The sequence below is a fragment of the Chitinophaga sp. HK235 genome (genome assembly GCF_018255755.1).
Lineage (GTDB): Bacteria > Bacteroidota > Bacteroidia > Chitinophagales > Chitinophagaceae > Chitinophaga.
This window is the reverse complement of record NZ_CP073766.1, coordinates 5,988,019-6,004,983: the sequence shown is the minus strand read 5'-3', so window position 1 is coordinate 6,004,983 and position 16,965 is coordinate 5,988,019. Positions and strand designations below refer to the sequence as shown.

Here is a 16,965-nt window from a genome sequence, read left to right as displayed (position 1 = left end):
ATTTCTGCAGGCACTTCTAACAGTAATCCGCATCCGCGGGATAAAAAAGTATAATAGTTTACAGTTAAAAAAGTATAAACACCTGATACTTTTATGTATGTTTAATGCTTAATTTTCATGGCATGAAATTCTTCAACATTTTCTTCTGTGTCATCTTTATCATTTTCGCCGGATTACAATATAATGATCCCGATCCCTATGTATGGATGCCCATTTATCTGTTTGCTTCCTGGTGCTGTCTGATGGCTGCGCGGCAGCGTTTTTACCGTCGCTGGTACCTGGTGGGCATTGCAGTATATTTCGTATATGCGCTCTATTTATTCTTTACTAAAGACGGAGTGATAGACTGGATGTCGCAACATCAGGCGGAGAATATTGCACAAACCATGAAAGCGGAAAAGCCCTGGATAGAAGATACCCGGGAATTTTTTGGATTGTTTATTTGCATCGCTGTTTTAGGCATTAACTATTTTTATTCCAAAAAGAAATCATGATATGAAAAAAGAAGCCATTTCACCCGATCCGGAATATTTTGGCCGTTACATCAATCAGGTACCAGACCTTACCATACGCGAAGCATTGGACGCCTCCCTGCAGGAGCTGCAGGCCCTGGACATGGCCAGGCTGACGTCGCTGGCCGACTACGCCTATGCACCTGGTAAATGGACCGTCAAAGATGTATTCCAGCATATCACCGATACAGAGCGGGTGTTTGCCTATCGTACCCTGTTATTTGCACGTAATGATAAAAATGTGGCTCCCGGCTTCGATCAGGACCTGTATGCTGAGAATACCTTTACCAGCAGCCGTTCCCTGGAAGAAGTCATGGATGAGCTGATAGCTGTAAGAAAGTCCACCATCGCGCTGTTCAGAAGTTTTCCGGATGAAGCGCTGCTGAGATACGGTACCTGCTGGAAGTATCAGATGAGTGTACTGGCCATGGGCTTTACCCTCATCGGGCATCAGATACATCACCTCCGGATTCTCCACGAAAGATACCTGTAATACAAAGGGACTAACATTTATGTTAGTCCTTAACAATTACATCTCCTCTTCTTTAAACCAGGCTACCACTCTAGCTTTGCAGACATAAAATCAATTTTTATGAAACGTCTGGAAAATAAAGTAGCCCTGGTAACAGGAGGTAGTCGCGGCATCGGTGCCGCCATCGTAAAAAGACTGGCAGAAGAAGGAGCCGCCGTAGTTTTCACTTATACCAAAGGAGCAGAGAAAGCAGCTGCCATAGTTGCAGAACTGACCAGCAAAGGACAGCGCGGCCTCGCCATCGCAGCCGACAGCGCCGACCCTGCCGCTAATACCGCTGCAGTAGAACAAACCATCAAAGCATTCGGGCGTATAGACATTCTCGTTAATAATGCCGGCGTTGCGGTTCTGAAACCTTTTGAGGATTATTCCGTTGAAGAATACAACTGGACCATGGACATCAACGCCCGTGGCGTGTTTATCACTTCTCAGGCGGCCGCCAGACATATGGGCAAAGGCAGCCGTATCATCACCATCGGCAGCTGCATGGCCGACCGGGTAAGCGGTCCTTACGGCACCCTTTATGCGATGAGTAAATCAGCACTCACCGCATTCAACAAAGGCCTTTCCCGCGACCTCGGCCCAAGAGGTATCACCGTCAACCTGGTACAGCCCGGCCCTATTGATACCGATATGAACCCTGCCAACAGCGAACATGCCGATGCACAAAGAAAAAACATCTCCCTGGGCGAATATGGTACCGGAGAAGATATTGCAGCACTGGTGACTTTCCTCTCCTCTGCTGAAAGCGGTTATATTACCGGCACCGCCATCACCATAGACGGCGGCACCAACAGTTAATAACGCTGTGCCCCTACCAGCACATAGTACATATAATCTGTATTAGGCCCATCCGTGATACCCAGGTGGCGGCCCATGGTCACCACCTGGCCCCGGTGGTAAGCGGTATGGTTTATAATCTGCGGCAGCATTTCATACCCCGGGATATTAAAATCACCGACAAAAGGGATCGTTACCAGATAGGCCTGCTGCAATTGTTCCGCTGTCATGGAGGATACCAGTTCCATCAACTCTTCTGATACGGCCACTACTCCGGCCAGCACCTCCGCCACGGACTCCTGGCATTCTACCGGCCCATAGGTCAACCCAGGATGTTCGCCGCGGAGGTTTTTCATCCACCAGCTGGCAGTGCTCAACATATGCTTCAACGTATGTTTGATAGTTGGGAAGCTGGACACCACCTCTTTTTCCAGTAAAGCAGGGTCCTGTTTTTGTAACCAGGCTATCATTGTTTGATCAGCCCATAAATTGTAAGCAGCATAACCTTTGGCGAAATCAGCCAGTGAAGTGTGATGGGTGTCGGTAGTAGTCTGTATCATAGTGTGAATCGTTTACAATACAAAGAAACACCCCTCTTATGACAGCCTTATGTCAGTAGCATTTTTGCCTTCTCAAAAATTTTATAAGTAATAGTAATAATTATGTAAACCCCATACCCTGTGCATGCGGGTATATTTGCACACTGGTTTATGAAAAGGTTATTCGTCATATTACTTTCCTGCTTATACCTGGCACTGTCTTCGGGCTTTACCCGGTATTCCCATGTATGCAAAGGCATGGCTACCCGGCAGATGAGCCTGACGAATGACAAACATCCTGATAAACCCTGCCCCATCTGCGCAGCAAAAGAAAAAGGATTAAAAAAACAAAAGAAAGACTGCTGCAAACACGACAGCCAGACTATTAAAATAGCAGATGCTGCTAAAAAGCAGTCCTACCGCGACTTTTCAGTTACGTTTTGGGGAGAAGCTATCCCCAATCGTATGCTGGGCGCCGTTTTCGATTTCTCTATCGAAAATGAAACAGTAGCCTGCACAGCATTCCCTTCCTCCAAAATCCCCATCCGGAGCAACCCGCTCTACATCCTGCATTGCGTTTACAGAATTTAGAATAAGACTGATTGAGTTTAAGGACCCTTGTTCTATACCCATAGGACATACCCACTTCTTTATGTCTGATTCCTAAACTGATGATACAATGAATCTGAAATTCATTGCGTTGGTGAGTCTGGTGCTTGTTTTCAGCCATTCCGGCTTTTCACAGGTACTACAGCTACCTGACGCGTTACAGCGCGCTGTTGAAAACTATGATAAAATAAAATCTAAAAAGGCCGTTGTACTGGCCTCCGCACAGCATACCGTTTTCCAGCAACAACAATATCTACCTGATGTTACCCTGTCTGCCCAACAGAGCTTTGGCACCATCAACGTTCAGCATGGTCCCCTGTATGCTTACGGCGGACTGGCATCAGCCGCCACTTCCATGCCGATGGCCGAACAAAGCTGGAATGCCGCCTTTGGTGCACTTTACTTTGCCAATGTCAACTGGAACATCTTTACTTTCGGCAGACTGAAACAACAGGTAGCTACCGCCAGATCAAAAGAACAAACCGTTACTGCCGACCTGGACCAGGAAATATTCCAGCACCAGGTGAAAGTAGGTGCCGCCTACCTCAACCTGCTGGCCAGTCAGCGCATTAAATACGTACAGCAGAAGAATCTGGAAAGAGCACAGGTATTTTATGAAATGACCGATATCCGTGCAAAGAGCGGATTACTGCCGGAAGTAGACGCTTCCCTGTCAAAAGCAGAAGTATCCCATGCCCGGTCTTTACAGATAAAGGCTTATGATAAAGAGCTGGAATACGCCCAAAGCCTGGCCGTACTGCTGGGCGATGAATACCAGACCTATCAGCTGGACAGCCTGTTCAGCACTTCCGTTCCCTCACTCCACCCGGGTAGTACAGCGCAGGTAAAAGACCATCCCTTACTGGCCTGGGAACAACGAAAAATCGATGAAAGCGTTCAATCCGAACAGCTGATCCACACCTACAAAATGCCCAATGTTTCTGCCTTTGGTGTGATACAAGGCCGTGGCTCAGGATTCGACTGGAACTATGCACAGGATAAAACCGCCTATTCGTCTTCCTATTTTAAAGGAACAGGCATAGACCGTGGCAACTATTTACTAGGACTGTCCCTGAACTGGAACATCACCAATTTATTCCGCTATAACAGCAAAATCAGAGAACAAAAGCATATAACGGAATCACTGCAAAACAACTATCAACTGCTGAACAAGGAATTAAATGCACAGGCCCAACTGGCTAAAAACCAGCTGCAGAATGCATTTGAAAACTTTGAAGAAACAAAAGTACAGTTGGCGGCAGCACAGTTGGCCTATAAACAGCATACCGCCTTGTATGAAAACGGACTAACTAACCTGGTCGACTATACGCAGGCCTTATATAGCCTTAACCGTGCAGAGATCGATTTCGAAATTGCCCAAAACAATGTATGGCAGGCTTTATTGTTACAAGCATCCGCTCAGGGCGATCTGACAATACTATTGAACGCATCCCGAAAATAATTTTCAACCATGAACTTAATAAGATTTGCACTTCGCAAACCCATCTCTATAATGGTGTTGGTGCTGGGGCTGTTATTCTTTGGGATACGCTCAGCCAAAGAGATACAGGTGGACATACTGCCGGAAATGAACCTGCCGGTAGTATACATCGCCCACTCCTTCAACGGCTATACGCCGCAGCAGATGGAAGGGTATTTTACCAAAATGTATGTGAACATGATGCTTTTTACCAATGGCATCAAGAGCATCGAAACCAAAAATACACAAGGGCTGACCCTGATGAAGGTTAACTTTTATGAAGGCACTGAAATGGGCGAAGCGATAGCGCAGCTTTCCGCATTGTCTAACCGTTCGCAGGTGTTTTTGCCGCCCGGAGCGCCGCCACCTTTTATCATCCGGTTTGACGCCTCTTCCCAACCGGTAGGGCAGCTGGTATTTAAAAGCGCCACCAAAACCAACAACCAGTTGCAGGATATCGCCAATTTTACGGCCCGTCCGTTTCTGATTGCTATTCCGGGCCTGACCACCGCCCCTCCTTTCGGAGGTAGTCCCCGCACCATTGAGATCAATATCGATCCCGGCAAACTACGCGTACATCAGCTTTCCCCTGAACAAATAGTGGAAGCCATCAGCAGACAAAATGTGACTTCCCCATCAGGGAATGTTTATATCGATGATATCAACTACCTGACCCCTACCAACAATACACTGAAAACAGTGGAGGAATTCGGGAATATCCCGCTATTCAAAGGACAAGTAGATAACGTATACCTGCGCGATGTGGCCACTGTAAAAGACGGAGCTGATATCACCACCGGTTATGCCCTGATCGATGGTAAACGCTCCGTGTACATCAATGTAGCCAAATCAGGGAAGGCATCTACCTATGATGTAGTACAAAATCTGAAGAAAACGATTCCTGATATACAAAGAAACCTGCCCGACGATGTGACCATCTCTTATGAGTTTGATCAGTCTGTATATGTGATCAATGCAGTAAAAAGCCTGATCGTGGAAGGAATATTAGGTGCACTGCTGACGGGACTGATGGTGGTGTTATTTCTCCGCGACAGAAGGGCTGCCCTGATTGTCATTCTCACCATTCCCATCTCCATTATTTCAGGGGTACTATTCCTGAAATTATTCGGGCAAACCATCAACATCATGAGTTTATCCGGCCTGGCGCTGGCCATCGGTATTCTGGTAGATGAAAGTACCGTCACCATCGAAAACATCCACCAGCACTTTGCCATGGGCAAATCCAAAGCGCAGGCCATCTGGGATGCATGTAAAGAAATAGCCTTCCCTAAACTGCTGATTCTCCTGTGTATCCTGGCCGTATTCGCCCCTGCATTTATGATGACAGGCATACCCGGTTCACTCTTTATGCCACTGGCTTTATCCATTGGTTTTTCCATGATCATTTCCTTCCTGATGTCGCAGACTTTTGTACCGGTAATGGCCAACTGGATCATGAAGAATAACCATCACGCACATACGCAGGAAAAGGAAACAGGATTTGACCGGTTTAAAAACAAATTTTCTCTGCTGCTGGAGCGTTTGATGGCTCATAAAAAAGCAGTGGTTGCTTTCAGTATCGTATTGGTGCTGGCGGCGACAGGACTATTGTATCAATTTACCGGAAAGGATGTTTTACCCACTGTTAACTCCAGCCAGTTTCAGGTAAGGATTACAGCACCCGAAGGTACCCGCATCGAAAAAACAGAACAGAAGGTAAAAGCAGTATTACATGAGTTAGACACTTTACTGGGTAAGGAAAATATCGCTATATCATCCGTATATGTGGGACAGCATCCCTCCACTTTTGCGGTGAGTCCTATTTATCTCTATAACGCAGGGCCACACGAAGCACTGCTGCAGGTAGCCCTCAAAAAATTCAAGGGTAATGCAGACGAGTTAAAAGACCAGATAAGACAGCATCTGAAACAAAAAATGCCTGAGCTGAAACTTTCTTTTGAACCGATTGATCTGACAGAGAAAATACTGAGTCAGGGAGCCAACACCCCGATAGAGATACGCATTTCAGGAATGATGAAGAAGATGAATGCTATGACCGCCAATAAGTTGCTGGCCAAACTAAAAGAGCTGGATTACCTGCGGGACCAGCAAATTCCGCAATCCATGAACTATCCCGCCTTAGAGATTAACATTGATCGCGTACGGGCGGCACAGTTAGGGCTGGACGCGCAGGACATAGCCCGGTCGTTGGTGGCCAGCACGGCCTCTTCCCGTTACACCAGCAAAAACATGTGGGTAGGCGGTATGATGGGCATAGCCTATGATGTGCAGGTACAGATGCCACAGCATATCCTGAATAGTAAAGATGAACTGGCCAACATTCCGCTATCGAAGAACTCAGACCGTCCTGTGCTGGGCGATGTAGCCACTATCACACCCACCAAAACCCTGGGTGAAAGTTACAACCTGGGTACCATGGGCTATACAACCGTAACAGCCAATGTTCATAAGTCTGATCTGGCGCGTGCGCAGAAGGATGTACAGGCTGCTATTGCCTCCCTGGGCGAATTGCCTAAAGGCGTGAATATCCAGGTAGCAGGGATGACGCCTGTGTTGGACGATACCATGAAGAGCCTTGCCAGCGGCCTGCTGGTGGCCATCATCGTGATTTTTCTGATGCTGGCAGCCAACTTCCAATCCTTCCGGGTTTCGCTAGTCATCCTTACGACTGTTCCTTTTGTGATACTGGGTTCGTTGTTATTACTGAAGCTGACCGGCTCTACGCTGAACCTTCAATCCTATATGGGGATTATCATGGCAGTGGGTGTGTCTATTGCCAATGCGGTGCTGCTGATCAGTAATGCGGAGACACTGCGGTTGCAAAATGGCAATGCCATTCAGGCCGCCATCAGTGCTACCGGCCTTCGTATCCGCCCGATTATTATGACCACCATGGCTATGACAGCCGGTATGCTGCCCATGGCCATCGGCTTCGGTGAAGGAGGCGATCAGGTTTCTCCATTGGGCAGAGCGGTAATAGGCGGTTTGATCACCTCTACCTTTTCGGTGCTCATTATGTTGCCGCTCGTATTCGCCTGGATACAGGGTAAGGCAGGCGTGCAGTCTCCCTCTCTTGATCCTGAAGATGAAAACAGTATTCACTTTACAGCATTAAAAAACTAATATCATGAAATCCTTATTATATATAATTGTCACTTCTACATTTATTCTTGCAGCCTGCAGTGATAACAAAAAGGAAATAAAAGAAGAAAAGAAAACGGGCATGATGATGAACCCGTTCGAAACAGTGGAGATCAGGAAAAGCAATCCCCTGGTAACCTTAAAGCTGGCAGGGGAACTAATACCCGACCAGCAGACAGCGTTATTTGCTAAAGTAAACAGTTATGTTAAAAATATTCGTGTAGACATTGGCGATAGAGTAAGCGCCGGTCAGGTGCTGATGGTGCTGGAAGCGCCGGAAATCCAATCCCAGGTGGCCAATGCCAAAGCGAAGCTGCAGGCACAGGAAGCCATCTACCTGTCTACCAAATCCACCTATGATCGTATGATGAAGGCTTCCGAAACGCAGGGAGCTATCGCCAAAGATGCGCTGGACCAGATAAAGGCCCGCCGGCTTTCTGATGAAGCTCAGTTAAATGCAGCCAAATCGGCTTATAATGAACTCAAAGACATCGATAATTATCTGGTGATCAGAGCCCCATTCAGCGGCACCATCACAGACAGGAAAGTAGACCTTGGCTCTTATGTAGGCCCTATGGAGAAAACACCTTTGCTGGTGATTCAGAATATCCAGAAGCTGCGGCTGAATCTTTCCATACCGGAGGCACATACACCCTATCTGAAAATCGGGGATACTATTCGTTTTCAGGTACGCTCTCAGCCTCAAAAGAAACACCTGGCCTTCATCAGTCGTAAATCCGGCAGTCTGGATGTAAAGTTGCGTTCAGAAAAGATAGAAGCAGATTTTATCAATACCAACAATGAACTGAAGCCCTTTATGATTGCCGAAACCAGTATTCCATTGCAGAATACGGAGGCCACTTTTTTTGTTCCCAAATCGGCTGTAGTAGAGAGTGGTATGGGCGTATATATCATCCGGGTGGAGCATGGAAAGACCAGCAATGTACCGGTCAGCAAAGGACGTATGATGCCTGATCAGGTAGAGGTGTTTGGTGCACTCCGGGAAGGTGACAGGATTCTCAAAATGGGCAGTGAAGAAATACAGGAAGGAAGCAGCATTCAACAACCTAATAAAAACAAATAAACATAAAAAGGATATTCAACCTCATTGGTATAATGGTGCTGGCCACTGTACTGTTGGTCGCCTGCAATAGTGCGCCAGCAAAATGAGGATCACTACAATAAGTTTAAAACAGGCAAGTAAGCGTGTTTTTTATGGCGAGCTGGGCGGTTTTTACCGTCCGGCTATTTTATGCCCCTGCCAGGCTCATCATTCTAAATATTTATCTGTCAAATAGTTAGTTCCATTCACGCTGATATTCTCCAAAAAAAATTTGCAGGAATAAAAAATACATCTACCTTTGTTGTATATACAACAGTAGTAACTGTAATTATGAGACTAGAGGATGAAATAAAACAGGTAAAATTTAAAAGTGACTATCAGCGGGCCATGCTAAACATCGTTTTTACGGCAAACTGGCTGGAAGTAGGCATTTCAAAGCTATTGAAGCATTATGACCTGTCTTCCCAGCAATACAATGTACTGCGCATACTGCGTGGCAGCAGGCCCAATCCGTTGAACCTGCTGGACATACAGGAGCGTATGATGGATAAAATGAGCAATGCCACCCGCCTGGTGGAGAAGTTGCGCCAGAAAGGGCTGCTGACCCGTATTCAGTGCCCGTCTAACCGCCGTAAAGTAGAGATCGAAATTACGGATAAGGGCATGGAAGTATTACGGGAGCTGGATCCGTCCATGGAGGAGAACGATGAGTTGCTGGCCCAGAGAATGACGAGGGAAGAAGCCCATCAGCTCAGCCTGCTGCTGGATAAATTGCGCGGCTAATTTTTTTGCCCTAACAATTGTATATACAATATTTGTTCACACCTATACATTACAACACACACTTAAACACATTTTATGTTAAAACGATTATTGCAAACCGATGATAACCTTACTTCCTTCATCATCCGTGTAACCGTAGCCCTTGTAATGCTGCCACATGGCCTTCAGAAACTGTTTGGTATGTTTGGTGGTTATGGTTTTAAGGCAACGATGAACTTCTTCACCTCCAGCGGCACCCCTGCTATCCTGGCTTTCCTGGTGATCATCACTGAAAGCATCGGTTCTCTGCTGATCCTCTTCGGTTTTACTACACGCCTGTGGGCCCTGATGCTGACAGCCATCATGCTTGTAGCTACCAACATGCACTCCGCCAACGGTTTCTTTATGAACTGGGCCGGTACCCAGAAAGGAGAAGGGTTTGAATACCATCTGCTGGTAATCGGTATCTGTATTGCCCTGATCGTTAAAGGTGCAGGCCGCTGGTCTGTAGACCGTCAACTGACCAAATAATTCTTAATTCTTTTCAATAAAACAACAACAAAACATGAAGAAAGCGTTTTTTTCTACCGCCCTCCTGGTATTAGCCAGCATTGCCTCTTTTGCACAGGTTAAATGGAATGCAGACCCTGCACATACCGCCATCATCTTTAGTGTAAAACACCTGGGCATCAACTTTGTACAGGGTCACTTTGCCAAATTCAACGGCACTATTGAAACTGCAGACAGCACCAACTTTCAGAATGCAAAAGTAGAATTCACCGCCGATGTGAACAGCATCAACACTGGCATCGAACAGCGTGATAACCACCTGAAAACCGATGACTTCTTCAATGCAGCGCAGTTCCCTGAGATCAAGGTAAAAAGCGTTTCCTTCAAAAAAATAGCAGGCAACAAATATGTAATGCTGGCCGATGTGACCATGCGCAACACTACTAAACGTGTACCCTTTGACGTTACTTACAACGGTGTTGTAAAAGACCCATGGGGACTGTGGAGAGCAGGTTTCACCGCGAAAGCGACTGTTAACCGTCTGGACTTCGGTGTAAAATATGCCGACAAATTAGCTAACGGTGTATACGCAATAGCGCCTACCGTAGATATTCTGGTAAACGCGGAAATTGTTAAGCAGTAATTTCCCAGCACATAACATAAAGGAACATGATAACAAAGCGGCAAAGGATTCTTTGCCGCTTTGTTGCTTTATGATAAAACAGTAGATTTGCTGGCATTCAAAAAAAAACTATCCGTCCATGGCCGTCGGCAATATTTTCCTCGGTTCTGTAAAAAAATTCAACCAGCAACAGATAGAAACCCGGTTTACATTAGTGATACTACCCCTCATACCACAGTACTCCATGGTAATAGTAGGGAAAGAAAAAAGCGGGAGGGAAGGTTTCCGGATTAAACTACACCGGCAAAGTGTGATTGCGGGTTATCTTCGTGCACCCCTTACCGTGGGTAGCCTGACTGCCATCCTGATAGCCGGAGACAGGCCCGGCACCTTATCGATCACGATAGCAGTGCTGCTTACGCTGGCAGCGCTGTATATGCTGTTTTTGTACGGGCACACCCGGCCGGAGGAAAAGGAAGAACGAGCGCTGATGATGGAACTCACTGGCATTGCCGCAATGGCCAGTTGGTTTGATGAAGAAAGCTGTCAGGTCCAGTACGATGCCATCAATGAAAGCTATAAGGACAACTACGCCAACAATAACTGGAAAACTGATCTGCAAAATAATAATATCAACTACCAGAAGATGCCACTGATCTATGGCCTGGCTATTTTCAATGCCACCATACATCCATCGGTTGAAAACCGTGCCTTGCGCAACAAAGCTAAAATGTTGTATGATGGCATGAAAAAAGTATACGGATAAGGTTGTTTATTTCTTTTTCTTCTTTTTCTTTTTCAGTTTATCCATCTCCTCTTTGTGCTGATCTATCAGCAGCTGCCAGTTGTCATTCGGTACTTCTTCCGAGAAACGGATGGTTTCCTGGTAATCACTTTTATTGATTTTCATCTCCGTGATTTCTTTACCGATGAATTTCTGGATGTCTGCCAGTAATGGCTTTTCTTCGGTACTGCAGAAAGAAACGGCCTGTCCTTTCTGTACGCCGCGGCCGGTACGGCCTACACGGTGTACATAGTTTTCCGGCACATCAGGCAGGTCATAGTTGACCACATAATCTACGTTGGGGATATCGATACCGCGGGCATTTACGTCGGTGGTGATCAATAAAGGCACTGCACCTTCTTTGAATTCGCTCATTACCTGGAGGCGGTCATCCTGTTCCTTGCCGCCGTGCATAGCCAGGGAGTTGATACCTACACGCGCCATAGCGGCCACCACTCTTTCGGCCCTTACTTTGGTACGTACAAACACCAGTATTTTTTTGTCGGGGAACTCCCTTACCAGGCGTTCCAGGAAGAAACGCTTATCGTCCATTTCCACGTAGGCCACAGCATGGCTCACGTTTTTGGAAACCGGATCTTCCGGGGAGACCTGGATACGGATAGGGTTGTTGACCACCGAATATGCCAGGTCTTTGATGTCTTTATCGAGAGTAGCGGAAAAGAACAGGGTTTGGTGATCACGGGGGATATGTCTGATCACATCGCGGATATCGCGGATAAAGCCCAGGTCCAGCATATGGTCGGCTTCATCGAGGATCAGCGTTTGTACCTTGCTGAGGTCGAGGTGTCCCTGGTTGATCTGGTCGAACATGCGGCCGGGGGTGGCAATGAGCACGTCTACACCTTTCTCCAGGAATTTAACCTGTGGCTCCTGGTCTACACCGCCTACCATACCCAGGATGCGGAGTTCGGTGAATTGAGCGATCTGCTGGAATACGCCGGCTATCTGGATGGCCAGTTCGCGGGTGGGCACCATTACCAGGCATTTCACTTCATACCTGCCTTTCCGGGAGCGCCGGTCCTGCTGCTGAAGCCGGTGGAGCACGGGAATGGCAAATGCTGCCGTTTTGCCGGTGCCTGTCTGGGCAATGGCCATCACATCATCTCCCTTGAGAATAGAAGGAATCGCTTTGTACTGGATGTCGGTAGGACGTTTAAAGCCCAACTCAGCCAGACTCTCCTTAATCTCAGGAGATATATTGTACTGTTCAAATTTCATTTGCGCCGGTTATCTGCGGCGAAGATAAACCAATTACCCCACGCAAAGAAGGAAAGCGCCGGAGCCGGAGGTTAAAGCCCCCGGCTCCGTGCCTTTAACCGGGATGGGATCAGGATTTGACCAACTGTATTTCCATATTCAGTTTCACTTCATCACTCAGCACGATGCCGCCGGCTTCGGTGGTGGCATTCCAGCGCAGGCCATAGTCCGCGCGGTGTAAGCGGCCTTTCAGCGCAAAGCCTGCTTTGTGCTGCCCCCAGGGGTCTACGGTAGTACCACTATGCTCCACCTCCAGCTCTATAGGGTGGGTTTGCCCTTTGATGGTAAGATCGCCCAGCAGCTTATAGTTCTCCTCATCTATTTTTTTAATTTTTTTAGAGACGAAGCTGATTTTGGGGAAAGTAGTAGCATCAAAGAAATCACCATTGCGGAGATGTTCATCCCGCTGCTGGTTCTGGGTGTCGATACTGTCTGCTGCCGCTTCGAAGGCGATGGAAGCATCATGAAAATCGTCGCTCTCTGTTTGTACACTGCCGGAGAAGCGTGTAAAGTAACCACTCACATTGGTGATCATGAGATGTTTTACTTTGAATCCTATTTCACTGTGTGATTCATCAATTTTCCAGTTAGTCATAGCACATTGTTTTTTTATGTTTCAAAGACCTGACAAATTTAGGTCCTGACACGCCTACGGATGTTGGATAAAATACCGGAAATGATGCACTATTTGCACACGAAGGATAATTTAATGTGGGAAATTTTAACATTATTTCTACATATGCTTTAATTTTAGTAACAACTACGCACCTATGCCGTTCACGATTTCACATATCGCCATTGTTTTGCCTTTCACGTGTAAACAACGTCCTTACCTTTCGTTGACCGGCCTGATAATAGGTGCTATGGCACCGGATTTCCTGTATTTTGTATTATTCAATCCTTACTTTGACGGAGGACATAGCTGGTGGGGCATTTTTGCATATGATATTCCGTTGTCGCTGGCGCTGGCTTTCCTTTATCACGAAGTAGCCCTGCCTGCGCTGGTCCGTTATCTGCCAGCCTGGGCGGGATCGAGGCTGCATCATTTCCGGTATTTCCACTGGGGCAGCTATTTCAGGCGGCATTATCTGGTAGTGATCGGCTCTGTCATTGCCGGTACCCTGTCACATTTTTTCCTGGATGCCTTTACCCATGGGAATGGTTATTTTGTACAGCTGATGCCTTTCCTGCAGGGAGATGTACAGGTATTCGGCCAAACGATGGAAGCATGGTATCTGATGCAGTATATCACTTCGCTGGCGGGCCTGTTGCTACTGTTTTATTTTTTCATGAAGATACCGGCCGACCCGCTTCCTGCCGGCCAGCCGGCGCGAAACAAAGCCATATTCTGGCTGCTGACAATAGCTGTTACCAGCATTATCCTATTGCTTTATCAACAGCAACCCCTGCTGTACCGTAAAAGCATCGACTACCTCGCTATTGTGATGGCCGCTATATTTTATGGATTCTTTACCGTAGTATTGGGCAAAAAATTAATCAGGCTATGACCAGATACGTTGCCTTTCTGCGGGCAGTCAATGTGGGAGGAAGACAAGTGAAGATGGAGGTACTCAGAGATCTTTTTACACAGGCAGGGTTTAAAAACGTAAAGACCTATATACAGAGCGGTAATGTAATCTTCGACAGCGGCAGTAAAGACTGCGCTTCGCTGGAGAATAAAATAGAGCAACTGCTGCTGAAAAACCTGGGATTTGATGTGTCCACCTGTATAAGGTCTACCGCGGAATTAAGCGCTGTGCTGGACAACACCCCTTTCCCCGGCATTATCCCCGATAAAGAACTGCAGATTTATGTGGCCTTCCTGCAGACATGGCCTGGTAAAGATGCCATCGCCATCCTGGAGACTATGCAAAACGATATAGCAACCTATCGTATCAACGGCCGGGAAGTATATGTGCTGATGAAAAAAATCGTGGGCGGCAATCCCTTCTCCAACAACTCCCTTGAAAAAAAGCTTGGCCTCGTAGCCACTACCCGTAATTGGGCCACTGTTCAGAAAGTAACACTATAATTTGGTTATTGGGTTATTTGGTTATTGACCGATTTAGGTATTAAATAACCAAATAAAAAAATAACCAAATAACTCAATGCCATTGTGTGGTAGTATCATTCACCGCCTTCCAGATCAGTCCGTCCAGATCATTGTAGAAAGCTTTGTTGGTACGGGTATTACACAACAGTACCCAGTTAAAGCCTTTAGCGGAACGAACTATTTCGCTGGCAGTACCGGGCAGGGAACCGGCATGCCACCAGTTATTCCAGCTGTTGACTGCCCAACCTAAAGCATAACCCGGATTAGCCACAGAGCCGGTCGTCATTGTTTTGGTGCTTGCCGGAGAAAGCAGGTCGGGGTGGGTATCAAAGCCGTCTGTGGCCGCCAGGAACCGGGCCAGCCCGGTAGCAGAAGCGATCCAGCCTCCATGGGAGTCCATCCTGGACAGATTAAAATCATAGGGTTGTTCCTGCCGGTCGTAATACACTACTTCACCAGGTTTCCTTTCTGACAGTGTATTTCCGCCGATAGCCATATCTGTGATACCCATTGGTGTGCATACCGCATCCTGTACGTATTGTGCATAACTTTTGCCCGTCACCTTTTCTATCACACGTCCCAGCACACAGTAGCCGAAATTGGAATAGGCGTATACCTTGCCTGGCTGATACTTCAGCGGCCGCTGGTCGAGGGTACGGGAGATCAGCGTATCAGCAGTCCATTCGGGATGGCTGAACATAGGATCCTGTGCGTCGTTGGTCCAGCCGCCGGCCGTATGTTCCAGCAGCTGCTGCACTGTTATCTCCTGCAGCCATGCTGAATAGGGCTTGCTACCGTAAATGGTGCCCAGCAAGGCACCCGGACCGAATACCTTGCGGTGGAGAGACAGCCGTCCTTCTTCCACGAGTTTTAGTATAGCCACTGCCGTTATACACTTGGATACACTGGCAATACGGAAACGGCTATCCGCAGTTACCTTTTCGCCGGTGCTTCTATCGGCCACACCATAACCTCTGGCATACACCAACTTCCCATTACGTGTGATGGCCACCGCCATACCCGGCACCTTATATTTCGACATAAATGCTTTGACAGCGCGGTCTACCTGCGGGATCTCCTGGCCATTGGCCGGAACGGACCACCACAGGCTGAGTATCAATAAAACACTATTTATTTTTAAGGGTATTTTCATCTCCCGTAAGATAAATCAAAAAGCATCCTGCACCGTTAAATTTAGTTTATGAATCGCAGTAGCCGGGCTAAAGGCTATTACCGGGCAACTGAATATTGTATCTTGCAGTTTACCGAACATTCAAAATAATATTCATGATGAAACGTATCCTTTTCTTCCTGCTGGGAGGCAGCCTCTTCAGCGTTGGCAGCAGCGCACAACAGAAAACAGATGTGCAGGCCCACCGCGGCGGCATGGGGCTGATGCCGGAAAACACTATCCCTGCCATGCTGAATGCTGTGAAACTGGGCGCCCGTACCCTGGAACTGGACTGTATTATCACGGCAGACAATAAGGTGGTGGTATCACATGATGCATATATGTCAGCAGAGTTCATGCGTAAACCGGATGGCAGTGATATCACCAAAGAAGAACAAAAAAAGCTGGCGCTGTTTTCCATGACCTACGACAGCATCCGTAAATATGATGCCGGCACCAAACCACACCCACGTTTTCCACAGCAGCAGAAAATGCTGGTTCACCGCCCACTGCTCGCCGATCTGATCGACAGCGTGGAAGCCTATGTGAAACTGCATCATCTGAAACCGGTATACTACAACATGGAAACCAAATCCTCCCCTGATGGCGATGGTATCTACAATCCCGTACCAACCGTATTTGTAGCCCGTGTGATGGATATCGTCAACCAGAAAAAAATCGCTGGCAGGGTTACCATTCAATCGTTCGATATCCGGACTTTACAGGTGCTTCACAAAACCTATCCCAAACAAAAAACAGCCCTGCTGATAGGCAATCAAAAGTCTTTCGCAGACAATATCACTGAACTTGGGTTTGTACCGGACATCTACAGTCCCAACTTCAACCTGGTGACAGCAGACCTCATCAAAGAAGCCCACGCCAGAAAAGTACAGGTGCTTCCCTGGACAGTGGATGAAGAAGCTGATCTGCAGCGGATGTTGTCGCTCGGTGTAGATGGTATTATCACCAACTATCCCGACAGGCTTATCAAAATCGCCGGCAGCTACCAGCGTTAAAATAATTTTTGTTCCCGGGGCGGAAGCGCCGGGAACAAAACATTCGCAGGTATTGTTATCAAGCAGTAGTCCTTATCATTTCAAACATTAAA

18 protein-coding genes are annotated in these 16,965 nt (G+C 47.2%); 14 read left to right on the top strand and 4 right to left on the bottom strand.

Going from position 1 to position 16,965, the window contains the following annotated elements:
• Window positions 1-122: 122 nt before the first annotated feature.
• The 3 genes from KD145_RS22795 (at window position 123) to KD145_RS22785 (ending at window position 1,845) form a co-directional block, all read left to right on the top strand.
• The gene (locus KD145_RS22795) at window positions 123-494 is read left to right on the top strand and encodes a transmembrane 220 family protein (protein ID WP_212001921.1); all 372 of its coding nucleotides are present in this window, start codon (window positions 123-125) and stop codon (window positions 492-494) included.
• A gap of 1 nt (window position 495) precedes the next feature.
• Window positions 496-1,005 (top strand): DinB family protein, encoded by a 510-nt coding sequence (locus KD145_RS22790; protein ID WP_212001919.1) that lies wholly within the window; start codon window positions 496-498, stop codon window positions 1,003-1,005.
• 99 nt (window positions 1,006-1,104) lie between these two features.
• Window positions 1,105-1,845, top strand: coding sequence for an SDR family NAD(P)-dependent oxidoreductase (locus KD145_RS22785; protein WP_212001918.1), 741 nt, complete (start codon window positions 1,105-1,107; stop codon window positions 1,843-1,845).
• Here the strand turns inward: KD145_RS22785 and KD145_RS22780 are convergent.
• On the bottom strand, window positions 1,842-2,384 hold the full coding sequence (locus KD145_RS22780; RefSeq protein ID WP_212001916.1) for a DinB family protein: 543 nt from the start codon (window positions 2,382-2,384) through the stop codon (window positions 1,842-1,844). The two genes, KD145_RS22785 and KD145_RS22780, sit on opposite strands and share 4 nt — an antisense overlap.
• Before the next feature lie 150 nt (window positions 2,385-2,534).
• Here KD145_RS22780 and KD145_RS22775 point away from each other — a divergent pair, with 150 nt between their 5' ends.
• From KD145_RS22775 to KD145_RS22740, 8 genes are all read left to right on the top strand, one after another.
• Window positions 2,535-2,954 carry a hypothetical protein gene (locus tag KD145_RS22775; RefSeq protein WP_212001915.1) on the top strand — a complete coding sequence of 140 codons (420 nt, stop codon included), beginning with the start codon at window positions 2,535-2,537 and terminating at the stop codon, window positions 2,952-2,954.
• A gap of 88 nt (window positions 2,955-3,042) precedes the next feature.
• On the top strand, window positions 3,043-4,434 hold the full coding sequence (locus tag KD145_RS22770; RefSeq protein ID WP_212001914.1) for a TolC family protein: 1,392 nt from the start codon (window positions 3,043-3,045) through the stop codon (window positions 4,432-4,434).
• 9 nt (window positions 4,435-4,443) lie between these two features.
• Window positions 4,444-7,596: an efflux RND transporter permease subunit gene (locus KD145_RS22765; RefSeq protein ID WP_212001912.1), complete on the top strand. Its 3,153-nt coding sequence runs from the start codon at window positions 4,444-4,446 to the stop codon at window positions 7,594-7,596.
• Window positions 7,597-7,600: 4 nt separating this feature from the next.
• Window positions 7,601-8,698 (top strand): efflux RND transporter periplasmic adaptor subunit, encoded by a 1,098-nt coding sequence (locus tag KD145_RS22760; protein ID WP_212001911.1) that lies wholly within the window; start codon window positions 7,601-7,603, stop codon window positions 8,696-8,698.
• Between the two features lie 309 nt (window positions 8,699-9,007).
• On the top strand, window positions 9,008-9,460 hold the full coding sequence (locus KD145_RS22755) for a MarR family winged helix-turn-helix transcriptional regulator (protein WP_212001909.1): 453 nt from the start codon (window positions 9,008-9,010) through the stop codon (window positions 9,458-9,460).
• Window positions 9,461-9,535: 75 nt separating this feature from the next.
• Entirely contained in the window at window positions 9,536-9,970 is a 435-nt protein-coding gene (locus tag KD145_RS22750; protein ID WP_212001906.1) for a DoxX family protein, read from the top strand.
• A 34-nt stretch (window positions 9,971-10,004) separates the two neighbouring features.
• Entirely contained in the window at window positions 10,005-10,592 is a 588-nt protein-coding gene (locus tag KD145_RS22745; RefSeq protein WP_212001904.1) for a YceI family protein, read from the top strand.
• Window positions 10,593-10,710: 118 nt separating this feature from the next.
• Window positions 10,711-11,337: a hypothetical protein gene (locus KD145_RS22740; protein ID WP_212001902.1), complete on the top strand. Its 627-nt coding sequence runs from the start codon at window positions 10,711-10,713 to the stop codon at window positions 11,335-11,337.
• Window positions 11,338-11,343: 6 nt separating this feature from the next.
• Here the strand turns inward: KD145_RS22740 and KD145_RS22735 are convergent, their stop codons facing one another.
• Both KD145_RS22735 and KD145_RS22730 read right to left on the bottom strand, forming a co-directional pair.
• Window positions 11,344-12,594 (bottom strand): DEAD/DEAH box helicase, encoded by a 1,251-nt coding sequence (locus tag KD145_RS22735; RefSeq protein WP_212001901.1) that lies wholly within the window; start codon window positions 12,592-12,594, stop codon window positions 11,344-11,346.
• A 109-nt stretch (window positions 12,595-12,703) separates the two neighbouring features.
• Window positions 12,704-13,228, bottom strand: a complete 525-nt coding sequence (locus tag KD145_RS22730) for a YceI family protein (RefSeq protein WP_212001900.1) — start codon at window positions 13,226-13,228, stop codon at window positions 12,704-12,706.
• A gap of 175 nt (window positions 13,229-13,403) precedes the next feature.
• Between KD145_RS22730 and KD145_RS22725 the strand changes: the two genes are divergently transcribed.
• Entirely contained in the window at window positions 13,404-14,141 is a 738-nt protein-coding gene (locus KD145_RS22725) for a DUF4184 family protein (protein WP_212001899.1), read from the top strand.
• On the top strand, window positions 14,138-14,665 hold the full coding sequence (locus tag KD145_RS22720; protein ID WP_212001898.1) for a DUF1697 domain-containing protein: 528 nt from the start codon (window positions 14,138-14,140) through the stop codon (window positions 14,663-14,665). Before KD145_RS22725 ends, KD145_RS22720 begins: the two co-directional genes overlap by 4 nt.
• A gap of 73 nt (window positions 14,666-14,738) precedes the next feature.
• Here KD145_RS22720 and KD145_RS22715 read toward each other — a convergent pair whose 3' ends face one another.
• Window positions 14,739-15,839, bottom strand: coding sequence for a serine hydrolase (locus KD145_RS22715; protein ID WP_212001897.1), 1,101 nt, complete (start codon window positions 15,837-15,839; stop codon window positions 14,739-14,741).
• 134 nt (window positions 15,840-15,973) lie between these two features.
• Here KD145_RS22715 and KD145_RS22710 point away from each other — a divergent pair, with 134 nt between their 5' ends.
• The gene (locus KD145_RS22710) at window positions 15,974-16,873 is read left to right on the top strand and encodes a glycerophosphodiester phosphodiesterase family protein (RefSeq protein WP_249219527.1); all 900 of its coding nucleotides are present in this window, start codon (window positions 15,974-15,976) and stop codon (window positions 16,871-16,873) included.
• Window positions 16,874-16,965 lie beyond the last annotated feature (92 nt).